We start from the raw sequence: 16367 nt of genomic DNA, 5'->3' as shown, positions 1-16367 counted from the left end.
CTTCCTTCAGACCCCACCGTTGGCCAGTGACGCCCTTGCGATTCGGATTATCTTCCCCTCAATCAGGGTGATGCAGGCATCTATTGTCCTGCTGGGTTTGCCAGCTTCGCTGGGCAAACAAAAAAGCCGGCATCGAAGCCGGCTTTGCTATTTTTATATAAAAAGCTAACTATTAAAACTCAACAGCAAGCCTTGCATATATTTGACGACCTCTTGGATCGTGAACCTTAGAGTCGAAACCACTGTTTGTGAATACCTGAGGAGGATTTTCATCAGTTAAATTAATGCCCCCCACTGTTAATAGGTAAGAAGTTTGAGTGTCAATCAAGGCACTGAGGTCCACATTAAATTGAGCATCAAAAGTTACGTGGCTTTCAATCTCTTTCAGACCAGCATTGCCACAGCCCTGTGATATTATAGTTCCGTCAGCGCAGTTTTGGTCATCATCGTAGCTGCTTGTATAGCGCACGAAAAGATTGGCACTATATGCTTCTTTTCTCCACGTTAAACCAAGATTGGCTCGCAACTCTGGTGAAGATACGCCTATATTCGTAAAGTTTCTTCTACCAACACCATCAATTTGCCCTGCTTGCGGATCATTTAGGTCATAGCCTAATACGTAAGTGGCCGATATATTAGGTACAAATGTACCCAATTCAGATTCAATTTTGTAGCTTGTTACAAAGTCAATTCCGTTGGTTTCTAAGGAACTCGCATTCACAAAGGTATTGTTAACTTGAAGCACTGGTCCCGTCAGTGGGTCACCCGCACGTATTATACGCGACGTGTCGGTTGGATTAAGGTCTAAGAGCGCCTGTGCACTTTCCTGAATAATCAAATCTTCAAACTCAAAATTCCAGTAATCGAGTTCCACTGATAAATCTTTAAATGGTTCAAAGGACAAGCCAAGGTTATATGCTGTAGACTCTTCAGGTGTTAGATCCTCATTACCAACGGTGCGAACCGCAGCGAATGCATTACCTTGTACCACTGAGTCTGTCAGCTGTTGTAGGCTTGTTGCACCACCATTTCGCATAAATATCGATGGTGCTCTAAATGAGGTAGAAATAGATCCCCTCAAAGAGAGGTCATCAGAAAAGCGATAATTGAATGCAACTTTAGGGTCTATTGTATCACCAATACTTCCGCCGTAATTTTCATATCGCAGGGCCAATTGAATATCTAATTGATCGTTTACAGGCAAGGCCATTTCAGCAAAGGCCGCCCATACATCCAACTCACCACTGAAATCAGGGTTACCAATAACGAAGGAAAAGCTATCCTGATTTGACAATTGATCATAATCTTGGCTCAGCTCTTCTTCACGGTACTGCATCCCAATGGCAAGACCAGCAAACCCTCCATCCATTTCAAAGACATCGAATGAAGCGAAACCTTCAAACACTTGCAGTTTTGACTCAGAGTCAATGACTTGGTCCGCTGAAAACGAATCTATAACGTATTGAGAGTTTGGTGAGGTAGTAAATGACGTAGCGAAAGGGTTGAAGTATTCACAAGAACCTTGACCTGGCACCGATGCTGGACTACTTGGATCACAATTAGCTCCACCGAAACCTGACAGTGCTAGATTGAACTCCGTGTTTAAAACATCTTCAACGCTAAATAAAAACTCATTTTTTGCATTGGTATAACTAATTTCCCAGAAGCCATTATCTAGCTCACCTTTAAGACTTGTATTAAAACGAAATGTTTCTGATTCAGTGTTGGCAGGATCTGCCTCAAAACCATTACCTTCCGCTCGTCCTAAAAACTGGACTGCTGTACCAAACGGATTATCCGGATGAGTAGCTGGCACTACCGGTCCGCGTAAATTTGGAAAACTTGGTGCTCCACCACGTTCAGCACGGTTACGAGCCATTCCAAATTCCGTGGCCCACATGAGAGTGTCTGACAGTTCGTAATCAGATTTCACGAATATATTTAGACGACTCTCTTCGGGAACGTAAGAATATCCTGGGCCAAAATCAAATTGACAAGTTCCTAAATCAAGCGAGCCGAAACCAGGATAAGGAACGGTAGCTGCAATATTTGCATTACCGCCAAATTCTGCACAACCTGTAGGATCAATAACGGGAACGCCTGGAGGAATTCCGGGTACACCAAAATACGAACCTGGATTACCTAAATTACTACTATCGTCTTGTGGGCGAGATAGGCGTCTGTCTGACAAGAACAATGGGTCGCGACTTGTATAACTTACAGCAGCCATCACATTTCCACTATCAGAGCTGGCCCCCCACAATCCTTGTAGTACATACTCAGAGTTATCACCATGTGCGCCATCTTGGTAATCAGCTGTAATTTTAGCACCTTCATAGTTGCGTTTTGTTATGAAGTTGACTACACCCGCGACAGCATCTGAGCCGTAAAGAGCAGACGCACCATCTTTGATAATTTCAACACGATCGATAGCTATCATCGGTACTAAAGAGCTTGTATCAACGAAGTTTAAACCTTCATTGGTTTGTTGAGAGTTGACCACTTGACGTCGACTGTTGAGCATAACCAACGTTGAAGCAACACCCAAACCTCTTAAATTGATGTTTGAGGTACCCGCTGTCGCATTCTGAGTGAACGCGTCTGGGTTATTTTCGGCGCCTGAATTAATAGTAAGCGTTTGTGTGATATCAGCGATATTTTTTGCACCAATCGAGTCGATTGCGACGCTGTCTACCACTGCCAGAGGAGAAGGAGATTCAAAGTTTTCGCTGCGACGAACGAAACTACCGGTAACAAGAATAAGTTCAACATCCCGTTTCGCTTCTTTTTCATTTTCGGTGTCAGCTTCTTGGGCTGTTGCGATCATGGGAGAGCAAAGTAATGCAGCGCCAACATAAGCAGCAACTGCAGTTTTACGCGTATTCAATTTCATAGTGTGATTCCAAATCTGGGCGTTTCACTACCGGCAAATATAATCTCGCGTTCCGCTAGCGACCTGCTATTCGATTTTCTGTTATTTTTATAAGGACATAAACAACCTATGTCCTCAAATTGATACTATGCCTGATTCCTAAGTTTGTAAATTTATTGTGAATAATATGTTTACATTAATTTTACACATGGTCTTACCAGTTATACTTTAGGATAACTCTTTCGGTGAATATCGATAATAATGGGTAGAAATTGCGGATTAGGCGTGAAATTAGTTCACAACCTGCAGCTCTCTTGTTATGGATGAAATATAAACCTCAACAAATTCATAATCTTAAACGATTTGAAAAAACGGAACGGTTCTTGTTAGCTCTTCTCTATTAGTCTCAAATAGAAGAAAACGACACGCTTATGGAAATACCTCGCATCGACGACGTGTATAAATTGCTCACCGGAAAGCTAGAAACTTGGATGGAAAGCGCAATAACTATCCTCCCTAACATAGTGGTTGCATTGCTGATTGCTATCGCATTTGGCTTTATTGCGAGGATTGTCGGAAATATCGCCGGTACTGTGATGCGTCGTACGTTTGAATCTCGCCAGATTGCAGGGTTACTCACTTCTATTGTTAAATCGCTTGTTTTGATCGCCGGTATTTTTATTGCTCTTGATTTTGTGGGTTTAAAGGGCACGGTGACATCATTGTTGGCCGGCGCAGGCATTGTAGGCCTTGCCATCGGTTTTGCGTTTCAGGATATGACAGAGAACTTTATCGCCGGTATCGCAATGGGTATCCGCAAGCCGTTTGAAATTGGTGATGTAATAAAAGCCGAGGGTGTATTTGGTAACGTAAAAAGTATTAACTTACGCAATACCTTGGTAGAAACATTTTACGGTCAGTTAGAAGTTATACCAAACAAGATTTTGTTTAGAAATATTCTTACAAACTACTCCACCCTTGGAAAAAGGCGGATAGAAGTTCCTGTTGGCATATCCTATGCCGATGATATTGAGAAAGCCGGCAAGGTCATTGTCGAGGCAATGAAAGACAAAGAATACGTCATTATTAATGATGAAACTGCGGTATATGCGGAATCCTTTGGCGACTCTAGTATTAATCTAGTGCTGTGGTTTTGGATAAGCTATCCCGGTGAACATGGCTTCATGGACGTTCGCCACGATGCAGTCTGTACGGTTAAAAACGTTCTGGAAGAAAACGATATTCTAATTCCGTTCCCAATTCGTACTTTGGATTTCAATTCAAAAGGGAGCGATAACCTTGACACTATGCTCAAGGACAGAGAAGAAATTCAGTAAACACTGATGTGCGACAACCAATGGATAGAATGACTATTCAAATCATAAAACGGAGATACATTATGAATAAGTTAATAGAGTCAAAGATTTTAAGAACTGCGTTTTTTGCACTAGTAATGGGTGCAAGCATTGGCGGCTGTGCCACGGTTGAAGGCGCTGGAGAAGATATTGAAAGCGCTGGCGATGCCATTGAAGATGCCGCTGACGACGCGTCATAAGCGAGTACAGCTAATAGTTAAAACATCAACGATGTGAAAACAGCGAAGCGGATACTGTGCGCCGTGCTTTATATACACGGTACGCACTATCCGCTGAATTGGTTTCGGCTTTGCTTTATGTGTACAGCTTTATGTTTTTACAAGTTCGTTGTACATAAGCTGTATTGAACTTTGGCAAAGGCTGCCGCTAACTATCAAATGCTTATTTCAAGTTGCATTAACGTTACTAAACCTTTTAACCATTAAACCTTTAAACCACCAAGTCCTTCTCATCTGCACCCTCATTTTTTCATACCCCCAACATCCAAACGTTTTACAGATTTTCGTCGCCCTACTCTTAAACCGAGCTTAAAGTAAACGTAAGGGTTGGCGTTAGGCCAATACAGCAAGCATTAAAAAAGTCCCTACCAGTGCGGGTTTTCCGCTTGATTTTAGCATGCAGCTAGCTTCGACCTTATACAATTTACCCTGAGGTTTATCAGAAATATCAGTGACTTTAAATTGATATCGAATAGCATCATCACGCCTCACAGGCTCTAAAAAGCGTAGCTTATCCATGCCATAGTTTATGGTTGAAGCAATTTTATCGCTGTGCCCTACAACTTGTGAAAATGCATTAGGCATTAAGGATGCAGATAGAAAGCCGTGAGCAATGGTTGTTTTAAACGGGCTTTCTTTAGCGCAGCGTGCTTCATCTAAATGGATCCATTGGTGGTCGCCAGTGGCATTGGCAAACTGAGTTATCATGTCTTGTGACACGACAAGCCATTCTGACTGTTCAAAAGTATCGCCTACTGATAAATCGATGAGTGTTTTCATTGGTTTGTATCCTGTCCTATTTGTAATGTTACTAAACTACTATTACTAAGATGAATGTTTCAATTAACTTTTAATAATAGGTATTTATAAATATTCTTGTTACACTCTCGTAAACAATTAGTGGTTGCTGTGAACATAATTGTGACAATTAATTACGTCATCATAGCTTCCGTTTTATCTATTGGCTTTTTCAGGGCACTCGCCCCACTGAAGGATTACTTATGAATCTCAATAGAGTCGACTTAAACCTTTTCGCTGTGTTTGATGCTATTTATACAGCTGGCAGTTTAACAAAAGCAGCCGATGTTCTTTGTATAACGCAACCTGCTGTGAGCAATTCGTTAGCGAGATTGAGGGAAATGCTGAACGATCCCTTGTTCGTACGCACTGGTCACAGTATGACGCCTACACCCGTGGCGCAAAATATTATTGTCCCTGCTCGACAGGCGTTAGCCTTATTAAGAAGAAGTGTTCAGGAAAGTCATACTTTCGACCCTCTCACGGCGGAGAAATCATTTAACTTCGCAACGAGAGACTTATTAGAAGCGAGTATTATGCCCCGCCTAGTGGCACGGCTTCAAAATTTAGCGCCGAATATAGGTATTACCAACTACGAAATGCCGCGAAGCCAAATAGTATCAGCCATGGCTAGTGGCACGTTAGACTTCTTCGCAGATGCGTCTACCTTTACCGACCCCCATTTATGCAAAGATAAAATTGCTCAAGATCGGTTTGTGGTATTAGCGAGAAAAAATCATCCGGCGCTTAAGAACGGCCTCGATTTAGAAACGTTTTTGCGCTTAGGTCATATCAATGTATCTCAAAGAAAGTCGGGAGCAGGCCCTATCGATGTTGCACTGGATAAAATGGGTAAGCGTCGGAAAGAAGTGATGCGCGGACAGCACTTCTTAACAGTGCCAAGTACCATTGTTAAGACCGATTTGATTGCGTGTTTGCCATTCCATTTGGCCAAGCACTACGACCTTGCTATTTATGAAGTGCCTTTTGATTTACCGCCAGTAGAATATTATCTGTATTGGCACGTCAGTGCTGACCATGACTATGCCCATATGTGGATGCGAGAGCAGATTATGGAAGTAGCGAGTACCTTTAAGCCTCACTGAGCCTTATAGATATCAATTATTAAACACCCTATTCTAAGCCCCAATTCGCTTATAAGCTGATTGGGGCTTTTTTTATGTTTGCCTTTCGACACTAGCCCCCCTTTTCTAATAAAAGTGTAATTTTCAATCATTGGCGATAAAGCGCATAAAAAACACGCAAATCATTAATACTAAAAGCTAAAAACAACACTAAAGTAGCATGAACTTTAGTATAGGGTATGAACGCTCATACTTAGTTATCTGTTTGCATGTTTTTGCTTTCCCCGACATTGCGTTTAATTAAGTCGTACACAAAACAACCACCCCATATTGAATAGGAATTTTAACCATGTTGAAAATAGTTAAATCTTCTCTACTTATCGCCGCGTCTACTGTCGCCTTTTCAAACGCTGCTCAAGCAAATGATATCAATGACGCACTAGCAAATATCTGTACCATCGTAGAAGCTGACGATAAGGGCGAGTTACGTAAAAAAATGCGAAGTGTACAATCTGATTACAGATTAAAATTACATGACTATTACTCGGGTATATCGTGTGGTGGGCAAAGCTTGATTAGAACAGCACTTTCTAGCAATGCGGTTGAAGTAGGTACGTTACTGGTTAAGAAAATGCCAAGTAAAGTTTTACAAACGCCAGAAGCAGACGGTAAAACACTGCAAGCATGGATAGCAGAACAGGGACTGCAGTCTTCTCCAATCTCTGAAGAGCTAAACAGCAGGATTTAAGACTCACGAATCGTTAGAGCACAAAAAGCGCCTCATAAGGCGCTTTTTTTTGGTTTAATGGCAGACTAATAGGCTATATAACCTCATAGTTGAGATAGCCCAGCTCCTATCACTGATAAATAAACGTTAAATAGGCGCTAAATAAACGCTAGTACTTTATCAGACGCCCAGGTTGGAAACTCTCGGTGGATCCAATGTGTTGCTGTTTCGTGATAAATAACCTCACAATGAGGTACATACTTTTCAACCCCATGTAGCACTGCATCATCAAACGCTAAATCGTTTCTTCCCCACAGCACTAGCGTAGGTACCCCGATATGAATATTGGGAATATGTATAGCCTGTAGTTCTTCGTCCGACGCATCAACAGGAGGGATATCTTGAGGCATGCATCTGTAGTAATTAAGCATTGCGCTAAGGCGTACCTCTTGACTCCAATCATTCAACAACGTGGAGGCATAATCCCATTGCTGCTCAAAAAACGTTTCTCCAAGCATGTCTTTAAGTAACTTGAAATCTGTAGATATCAAACTCGACACTGCGTTTTTATCACGTAGCGAAGAGATATACTGGCTCTTCACCCGTTGTTGTTTGCTTACGATTAAAGATTGAGTGAATGTGGATGGATGCGCAGCATTCAATATAACCAGTTTATGAATTAAGTCGGGATGAAAGGCAGTGAGCGGCCACGCAATAGCACCTCCCCAGTCGTGAGCAACCAGAATCACCTTTCTGCCTTTTTTGACCTTCTTAATAAAGGTGGCCATACGTTTTATTAACGCAGGAACTTCATACTGCCGTTCCTCACTTAAGGGATCGGAAAGATGATAACCAGGTAAGTCTGGCGCAACAATATCGTAGTGCGAAGGTAAGCTACGGATGAACGCTTCCCATGCATGGGCGTTTTCAGGAAAGCCATGAAATAATACAAACAATGTGTTATCGCTGGTGAGTTCTTTACCTATCTCCGCTAAAGGCTCTTTACCTATCTCCGCTAAAGGCTCTTTACTCAAATAGTGAATGCGTTTTCCATCAATTGTCACGTATTTCGATTGCAACATAACACTCCCTCATAGGCAGGAAATAAAAAAGCCGGGAAGCGTGAAATACGTATTAAGCGCATTCACCCTCACCCGGCTTTTACCACAAGATGTTGTAAGCGTTAATTACTCAACGGCAAACATGCTTTCAGGCATAGACATTAGGTTGTCTGCACCTGACTGCATCGCTGATACTAGTGAGCGCGTGCGAGTAAGCAAACGGTCAAAGTAGAAGCCTGTAGTCAGTATTTTACTCTTATAATATTCAGTTTCTGTGCTTCCGGCATCAAGCTGCTCTTGCGCTTTAACTGCCATACGAAGCCAGAAGTAAGCTACTGTGACATAACCAGAATACATAAGGTAATCAACTGACGCCGCGCCAATTTCATCTGGGTTAGACGCCGCAACTTTACCAATATCCATGGTTACTTGCTGCCACTCATCGAGGTGAGAATTGAGGGCGTTTGTCCACGCGCTAAACTGTGCATTGTCACGAAGAGAGTTACAGTAATCGCGAACTTCCTGAACAAATACATTGAGCAGTTCACCGTTAGAACCCATCACCTTGCGGCCGAGTAGATCCACTGCCTGAATACCCGTGGTTCCTTCATACATAGTACAAATACGCGTATCACGTGCAAGCTGTTCCATGCCCCACTCTTTAATGAAACCATGGCCGCCGTAAACCTGCATACCATAGCTTGTGGTTTCCTGCGCAGTTTCAGTCAAGAACGCTTTTACAATCGGCGTCAAGAATGCAAGTTTAGCTTCTGCAGTCTGCTTAGCGGCTTCATCATCACCATATAGAGTAACATCTACCATTTGCATGCAGTACGCAGCTAAAGCACGGTTACCTTCGGCAAATGCTTTTTGCGTTAACAGCATACGACGCACGTCTGGGTGCACAATAATAGGATCCGCAGGACCGTCTGGGTTCTTGCGTCCTGTCATTGAACGAAATTGTACTCTGTCTTTGGCATACTTAAGCGCACCCTGGAAAGATGCTTCTGATGCCGCCAAACCCTCAAGACCAGTGCCGATACGTGCAGTGTTCATAAAAGTAAACATACAGTTTAAGCCGCGGTTAGGAGGACCAATTAAGAACCCTTTCGCGCCATCAAAGTTGATTACGCACGTCGCGCTCGCTTTGATGCCCATTTTATGTTCGATACTGCCGCAGCTTACTGCGTTTCTATCTTGCTTCTCGCCGTCGTCAGACACGTTGAATTTAGGAACAACGAATAACGAAATACCCTTTGTGCCTTCTGGCGCATCCGGTAAACGGGCAAGCACAATGTGTACGATATTCTCAGACATATCGTGCTCACCAGCAGAGATGAAAATCTTAGTGCCTGTAAGGCTATAACTTCCATCTTCTTGTGGCTCGGCGCGACACTTCAGCATACCAAGATCAGAACCACAGTGCGCTTCTGTAAGACACATGGTGCCCGTCCATTCACCGCTGATAAGCTTGTGAAGGAACTTCTCTTGCTGCTCTTTAGTACCGTGCGCTTTTAATGTTTCCATACAACCTTGACTTAGGCCTGGGTACATTGCCCACGAGTGGTTAGCACCAGAGAACCATTCGGCAATAATAGAAGCCAGTGAGTAAGGTAGATTTTGTCCGCCAAACTCTTCCGGATGCGCCATACTCGGCCAACCGCCTTCTACGTAGGTCTGATAAGCTTCTTTGAAGCCTTTAGGTGTCGTTACCACACCGTCTTCCCATTTACAGCCTTCTTCATCGCCCGACTGATTAATTGGGGCTAGCGTGTTTTCTGAAAACTTCGCTGCTTCAGAAAAAATGGCTGATACCAAGTCTTCAGAGGCTTCATCGAAGCCTAGCTTTTGATAGTGACTTTGAAAGTCGAGTAGCTCATGTGTTACAAACATGGCGTCGCGTTGTGGAGCTTTATAACCTTCCATACTAATTACCTATAGAACTTCAAATAAACCAGCAGCGCCCATGCCGCCACCGATACACATAGTGCAAACAACAAATTTCGCACCACGTCTTTTACCTTCGATGAGTGAATGACCCACCATACGAGCACCGCTCATGCCGTAGGGGTGACCAATAGAAATGGCACCGCCGTTAACGTTTAATAATTCGTCTGGAATGCCTAACTTGTCACGGCAATACAATACCTGTACTGCAAATGCTTCATTAAGCTCCCATAGACCAATGTCGTCCATGGTTAATCCATGCTGCTTTAATAGCTTAGGAATGGCAAATACAGGGCCAATTCCCATTTCATCTGGTTCACATCCTGCAACCGCAATCCCGCGATAAATACCAAGGGGTTGCCCTTTGCCTTTTGCCGCAGAGTGCTCATCCATAATAACAGTAGCGCTTGCACCGTCAGATAGTTGGCTTGCATTACCTGCGGTAATACACCCGCCTTCAATCACTGGGTTTAAGCTTTGTAAACCTTCCCGTGATGTTTCTGGACGATTGCCTTCATCTTTAGACAGCGTGACTTCGCGTTCGCTTGTTTCGCCGGTCTCTTTATTAAAGAGTGTCTGCGTTGCCGTAATCGGTACGATTTCGTCATCAAACTTGCCTGCTGACTGAGCCGCGGCTGTTCGCATTTGGCTCTGATAGCCGTACTCGTCTTGCACATCACGGCTGATGTTGTATCGCTTAGCAACCACTTCAGCGGTTTGTAACATAGGCATATAAATATTTTTATGCTTTGCTACTAATGCTGGGTCTACCGCACGATGCATGTTCATGCTTTTGTTTTGCACTAGTGAAATAGAATCTAAACCGCCAGCAACCATGATGTTGGTATCGCCAGTGCGAATAGCATTCGCCGCGGTTGCGATAGCATACATGCCCGAGCTACACTGCCTGTCTAATGTCATTCCAGCAACGGACGTTGGTAGGTCGCCAGCAAGCGCTGCTAGGCGACCAATGTTCATTCCGCCACTGCCTTGTGTTAGGGCTGCACCCATCACAACATCATCTACGCTTGCTGGATCAATACCAGCGCGAGAAACTGCATGCTTTATCGCATGCCCGCCAAGTGAAGGCGCAGGTAGATTATTGAGCGCGCCCTTGTAGGCACGGCCAATAGGTGTTCTTGCGGTACTAACAATTACTGCATCACGCATAGTATTGTTCCTTATTTTTTATAGTGCTTAAAACTGCCGCCTTCTTGCGCCAATTTTACAAGTAAATCGCTAGGCTCTAGCCACATCTTTCCGTAGTCGCCAAGTTGGTCGCGGTACGTGGTTAACTTATCGAGAATAGTCTGAAGCCCTACTTCATCTGCATACTGCATAGGACCACCACGGAACACAGGGAAGCCATAGCCGTAGACGTAAATCACATCGATATCGCTAGACTTAGCAGCGATGCCTTCTTCTAGAATACAGGCACCTTCATTGATAAGAGAGAACATGACTCGCACCAAAATTTCATCATCGCTGATGTCAGAGCGCTGCTCTACGCCAAGTCTCTGCGCTTCTTTCTTCGCAATATCGAGTACTTCAGGGTCTGGAATAGGAACGCGACTGCCCGGTTCATAGTTATAGGTTCCGCGACCGGTCTTCAGGCCGTTGCGATCCATTTCTACCAAGCGGTCGGCAACAGCGCCGTAAGCCGGGTCGTGGGCGATATGTTCTTGGCGAGACTGTCGAACGTAGTAACCAATATCAAGCCCAGCCATATCGCCCATTGTAAATGGACCCATAGGCATGCCGAAATCGGTAAGTACCTTGTCCACTTGCTCTGGTGAAGCGCCTTCTAACAATAAGCGGTTTGCTTCTCGCCCGTATGGCTCAATCATTCGATTACCAACAAAACCAAAGCAAACACCCACTAGCACTGCCACTTTTTTGATGCGCTTAGCCATCTTCATGCAGGTTTTAATAACTTCAGGCGATGTTTTCTCAGCTTTTACGACTTCAAGCAAACGCATGACGTTAGCAGGAGAGAAGAAGTGAAGCCCAATGACGTCTTGTGGACGAGAGGTCGACGTAGCAATCTCATCGATATCAAGTGTAGATGTATTAGAAGCTAAAATAGCGCCTGGTTTACATACTCTATCTAACGTTGAGAATACCGTCTTTTTCACTTCCATCTTTTCAAACACAGCTTCAATCACTAAATCTACGTCACTTAAGTCATCGTAGGTGGTTGTGCCGCTAAGCAGTGCCATGCGAGATTCAACTTGTTCTTGCGTAAGCTTGCCTTTTTTAGCGCTGTTTTCGTAATTTTTGCGAATAAGAGCGAGCCCTTTCTGTAAGGCTTCTTCTTTAAGCTCAAGCATCGTTACTGGGATACCCGCATTGGCGAAGTTCATCGCAATACCGCCGCCCATGGTTCCAGCGCCTATAATGGCTACCTTCTCAATAGCGCGCTCTGGTGTTGATTTATCGAAGTCACTGACATGACCCGCCGCGCGCTCTGCAAAGAAAAAGTGCTGCTGCGCTCGCGCTTGTGGCGTGTTCATACACTCCATAAACAGCTTGCCTTCATTTTTAAGGCCATCTTCAAAAGCTAACGTGTATGCGCCGCGAACCGCTTCGATACATTTAAGCGGTGCGAAAAACCCTTTTGATGCTTTTTTCGTTTGAGCCACTACTGCGTCAAAAACGGCTTGTGTTTCATCGGACATTGTTAAGGAAATATCACAGGTACGCTTAATAGCTGTTGCACCACCTAACGACGCTAAATACGCTTTGGTATCTTCTAAAAGGTGTTCCGGCTTATCTGATATCTTGTCAAATACGCCTGGTAATTTGAGTACAGAAGTGGGCTTACCTGTCACTATCATTGTTAAGGCTGTTTGCGCGTCTGCCAAGCGAGGTAAACGCTGCGTTCCGCCAGCTCCTGGCAAAATGCCTAGATTAACTTCTGGTAGACCCACTTTATTGTCGGCAAACGTGATGCGATGATGGCATGCTAAGGCAACTTCTAAACCGCCGCCAAACGCTGGCCCCGGTAAAACGGCAACGACCGGCTTTGACGCGTTTTCAATCTTCTCTAATACTTCAGGCAAGTTGGGTGATAAATCACCGCCTGCAAATTCGCTAATATCTGCGCCACCTGAAAATATTGGCAAGGCGGATGTCACCACGATAGCTTTCACGCTTTCGTCGTTTATCGCTTGTTCAATGCCGTCTATTAGGCCCACGCGAAGTGCTCGAGAAAGTGCATTAACTGGTGCACTCTGCATAGTAAGCGTGGCAACACCTTGCTGCACATCATACGCTACTGCTTTGTTTTCCGTCTGAGTCATAACCATATCCTGTTTATCACGTTAACCGGATGTTATTGCAGTGTTGCCAATCATCCAAGTTTATTGGTGTTATAGACATTTATCACAATATTTAATACGGCAAGGAAACCCTGTTTTTTCATCGGATCCGCTCTCACGCTAGGTAATACAGGAGTTACAGATTAATTGACAGAATGAGATAAGGGTGTTTTTGTTATTATACCGTTAATTATTTTACATTTAATTTACAGGGACAAGTAAGCTATGCAGATACTGAAAACACCTGAAAGCGCCTTTTCGAATATCTCTGATTTTCCGTACGAACCACAGTATGTTCAAGTAACCGATACCGTCAGCAGCGAACTGTCCATGGCCTACTACCAAGCAGGTCCGACTGACGGTCATCCCGTTGTTTTACTACACGGTGAACCAACCTGGGCTTATCTCTATCGAAAGATGATCCCCATTTTAGCTGATGCAGGCTTCAACGTGCTTGCACCCGATCTTATCGGGTTTGGTCGTTCAGACAAACCTACACGTAGCAGTGACTACACTTATGCAAGGCACCTAATTTGGGTACGAGAATGGTTTAACCAGGTCGTGAAGCAACCCGCTACGTTGTTCTGTCAAGATTGGGGAGGCCTATTAGGTCTTCGACTTGTAGCAGATATGCCTGAGCGCTTTTGTGGTGTAGTGGCTGCAAATACCGGGCTACCCACGGGCGACCAAAAGCCCAGTAAGGCGTTTACGGCATGGCGTCGATTTTCTCAAGACGTACCGAAGTTTCCAACCTCAGATATCATTGATAAAGGCACAGTAACCGATTTATCAGATAGTGTGAAAGCGGCTTACGACGCACCATTTCCTGATGAGACTTATAAGGTGGGCGCAAGAATGTTCCCCCTTTTGGTTCCTACACAGCCCGACAGCACAGACTCTCAAGCCAATCGAAACGCTTGGCAGTCGCTTAAGCAGTTCAACAAACCCTTTATGACCGCCTTTAGCGATAGCGATCCTGTGACGGCAGGCGGTGACAAATTTATGCAGCGTACCATTCTAGGCTGCAAAGGAATAACACACACCACGATTAAATCTGGTGGCCACTTTTTACAAGAGGACAAGGGTAAAGAATTAGCTCAGGTTCTTATTTCATTTATTCACAATTACTAGGGCGTGTTGACCTAGATATTTCAGAACACATTAAGGAAACATCATGGATTCACTACTTAACTTTACCGACCACGTTGTGCTTATTACTGGCGCAGGCAGCGGGTTTGGCCGGCTTTTGGCGACAGGGCTAGCACAGCGTGGCGCAAAGCTGGTGCTCAGCGATATAAACGAAACGTCGCTCAACTCGGTAAAAAATGAACTTGAAAGTGTTACCGACGTGGTGAGCATCGCAGGCAACATTGCAGATGAAAGTCTGAATAAGGCGCTGGTAGACGCAGCGCTGGAGAAATTTGGTCGCTTGGATATTGCCGTCAACAACGCGGGTATTGCTCACACGCCAGCGCCCGTTCATGAAATGACTGAGGCCATCATGGATAGTCAGTTTGGGGTTAATGTAAAAGGCGTGATGTTTGGCATGAAATACCAAATTCCTGCCATGCTCGCTCAAAAAAAGGGGCATGTGTTAAACGTGAGTTCTCTTGCTGGCCTTGGCGGCGCACCGAAAGGCGCAGCCTATGCAGCGGCAAAGCATGCCGTTGCCGGCGTCACTCGAACCGCAGCAGTAGAGTACGGGAGAAAAAATGTGCGCGTGAACGCGATATGCCCATTTTACAGCCCGACAAATATTCTCAATGTGGACGGATACAATACACCAGAAGCACAAGCTCAACTCGGTCAAGGTAGCCCAATGAAACGCCTTGGTGAACCACAAGAAATTGTTAACACTATGATGCTAATTCTTTCTCCTGGAAACAGCTATATGAACGGCCAAACTATAGCAGTAGATGGCGGCGTCACCGCGTGGTAGGAGGCCTAACCGCCAATAGAGAGGCCTAACCGCCAATAGAGAGGCCTAACCGCCAATAGAGAGTGGCTTCACCGCCAATAGAGAAACCTCACATCAGAACAGAAAGCCGCTGCATTGCCTAGCATACAGTATAAATTTTCATACCATGGTATGAGCTACTCTGTTTTGTTTTATATCGACTTTAGTTGTAATGGAGTTGAACAAACAAAGTCTGACGAATGAGGCGAGTGCAAACGCCTCTGACGTCTTTTCTCTCTCGGTTAGTCCACCCAGTACTGCAACAAAGTACGGCAACAAAGTACTGCAACAAAGTACGGCAACAAAGTACGGCAATAAACCGGAGACTGAACTAAACATTATAAGAGAGCCAACGATGAAAACACTTACCGGCATTTTTTTGCTTAGTGCTTGTTTAACGGCTGCCCTTTTTCCTCACAATTTGGCTGCAGCAGAAGATGCTAAACACCAGCCAAACTTCAATCGTTCAGAGCACGCCCAGCCGATTTTCAAGAAAATTCGCCGAAGCGCTACCGACTTGCCTAGCCGTGTACCACAACGCATTATTACTTCGCGAAATAGTAAAACGCCTCTAAAGCAGGCACATCTCATTCATACTGTTTTACCATACTCATTGTCGCAGCCTGAGTAAGGCGTAAACTTCAACTTTAAGGCTTTCTCGCTTCACTGGTTAAGCAAACGGCTGCTGTTTACTACGCTATTTTGTCACTCTTAGCCAATTTTTCGCTCTTAGTTAAAGCGCCGGTTCATTGCGCTCATTTGCAGTTGCGATTTTTCTCAGTAACTACGCTGCTTAATCACTCTGCTAAGTCGTTTTTTACGTAACGCATACGTTGCTCTACTTTCTTTACTCGCTTGTCAGTCTCATGTTTATGCAGACATATCGAGTAGGGTGAGGCGTCACCGCCTCATCCCTCTCACAGAACCGTACATACGGGCCTCGTATACGGCTCATGCACATAATCATTTAGCGTAGTTGCTAAACACATATCCCGTTGCAACATTC

At 44.4% G+C, this 16367-nt stretch carries 13 protein-coding genes; 7 read left to right on the top strand and 6 right to left on the bottom strand.

Going from position 1 to position 16367, the window contains the following annotated elements; all coding sequences use genetic code 11:
* Positions 1-172 precede the first annotated feature (172 nt).
* Entirely contained in the window at positions 173-2893 is a 2721-nt protein-coding gene (locus O9X84_RS19045) for a TonB-dependent receptor plug domain-containing protein (RefSeq protein WP_269521247.1), read from the bottom strand.
* Positions 2894-3303: 410 nt separating this feature from the next.
* On the opposite strand from O9X84_RS19045, the gene O9X84_RS19040 reads away from it, so the two are divergent.
* Complete coding sequence (locus O9X84_RS19040; RefSeq protein WP_269521246.1) at positions 3304-4209, top strand: mechanosensitive ion channel family protein; 906 nt, start codon at positions 3304-3306, stop codon at positions 4207-4209.
* Positions 4210-4271: 62 nt separating this feature from the next.
* Positions 4272-4427, top strand: a complete 156-nt coding sequence (locus tag O9X84_RS19035) for an entericidin A/B family lipoprotein (RefSeq protein WP_081926709.1) — start codon at positions 4272-4274, stop codon at positions 4425-4427.
* A gap of 372 nt (positions 4428-4799) precedes the next feature.
* Here the strand turns inward: O9X84_RS19035 and O9X84_RS19030 are convergent, their stop codons facing one another.
* A complete protein-coding gene (locus O9X84_RS19030) occupies positions 4800-5246 on the bottom strand; it encodes a MaoC/PaaZ C-terminal domain-containing protein (protein WP_032096575.1) in 447 nt (148 codons plus the stop codon).
* 221 nt (positions 5247-5467) lie between these two features.
* Here O9X84_RS19030 and O9X84_RS19025 point away from each other — a divergent pair, with 221 nt between their 5' ends.
* Together O9X84_RS19025 and O9X84_RS19020 are read left to right on the top strand one after the other, a co-directional pair.
* On the top strand, positions 5468-6370 hold the full coding sequence (locus tag O9X84_RS19025; RefSeq protein ID WP_269521245.1) for a LysR family transcriptional regulator: 903 nt from the start codon (positions 5468-5470) through the stop codon (positions 6368-6370).
* Positions 6371-6698: 328 nt separating this feature from the next.
* Positions 6699-7097 carry a DUF3718 domain-containing protein gene (locus O9X84_RS19020; RefSeq protein WP_269521244.1) on the top strand — a complete coding sequence of 133 codons (399 nt, stop codon included), beginning with the start codon at positions 6699-6701 and terminating at the stop codon, positions 7095-7097.
* Between the two features lie 137 nt (positions 7098-7234).
* Here O9X84_RS19020 and O9X84_RS19015 read toward each other — a convergent pair whose 3' ends face one another.
* From O9X84_RS19015 to O9X84_RS19000, 4 genes are all read right to left on the bottom strand, one after another.
* Positions 7235-8158 carry an alpha/beta fold hydrolase gene (locus O9X84_RS19015; protein WP_269521243.1) on the bottom strand — a complete coding sequence of 308 codons (924 nt, stop codon included), beginning with the start codon at positions 8156-8158 and terminating at the stop codon, positions 7235-7237.
* Between the two features lie 105 nt (positions 8159-8263).
* Positions 8264-10063, bottom strand: a complete 1800-nt coding sequence (locus tag O9X84_RS19010) for an acyl-CoA dehydrogenase C-terminal domain-containing protein (protein ID WP_269521242.1) — start codon at positions 10061-10063, stop codon at positions 8264-8266.
* A 9-nt stretch (positions 10064-10072) separates the two neighbouring features.
* On the bottom strand, positions 10073-11254 hold the full coding sequence (locus O9X84_RS19005) for an acetyl-CoA C-acyltransferase (protein WP_269521241.1): 1182 nt from the start codon (positions 11252-11254) through the stop codon (positions 10073-10075).
* A gap of 11 nt (positions 11255-11265) precedes the next feature.
* On the bottom strand, positions 11266-13386 hold the full coding sequence (locus O9X84_RS19000) for a 3-hydroxyacyl-CoA dehydrogenase NAD-binding domain-containing protein (protein ID WP_269521240.1): 2121 nt from the start codon (positions 13384-13386) through the stop codon (positions 11266-11268).
* A gap of 243 nt (positions 13387-13629) precedes the next feature.
* Here O9X84_RS19000 and O9X84_RS18995 point away from each other — a divergent pair, with 243 nt between their 5' ends.
* From O9X84_RS18995 to O9X84_RS18985, 3 genes are all read left to right on the top strand, one after another.
* Entirely contained in the window at positions 13630-14535 is a 906-nt protein-coding gene (locus O9X84_RS18995) for a haloalkane dehalogenase (protein ID WP_269521239.1), read from the top strand.
* Between the two features lie 43 nt (positions 14536-14578).
* A complete protein-coding gene (locus tag O9X84_RS18990) occupies positions 14579-15343 on the top strand; it encodes an SDR family NAD(P)-dependent oxidoreductase (RefSeq protein ID WP_269521238.1) in 765 nt (254 codons plus the stop codon).
* Between the two features lie 190 nt (positions 15344-15533).
* Positions 15534-15992 (top strand): hypothetical protein, encoded by a 459-nt coding sequence (locus O9X84_RS18985; protein WP_269521237.1) that lies wholly within the window; start codon positions 15534-15536, stop codon positions 15990-15992.
* Positions 15993-16367 lie beyond the last annotated feature (375 nt).

The sequence above is a fragment of the Alteromonas sp. BMJM2 genome (genome assembly GCF_027257845.1).
Classification (GTDB): domain Bacteria; phylum Pseudomonadota; class Gammaproteobacteria; order Enterobacterales; family Alteromonadaceae; genus Alteromonas.
Note: the sequence above shows the minus strand (reverse complement) of the source record. Positions and strands in the feature narration are given on the sequence as shown.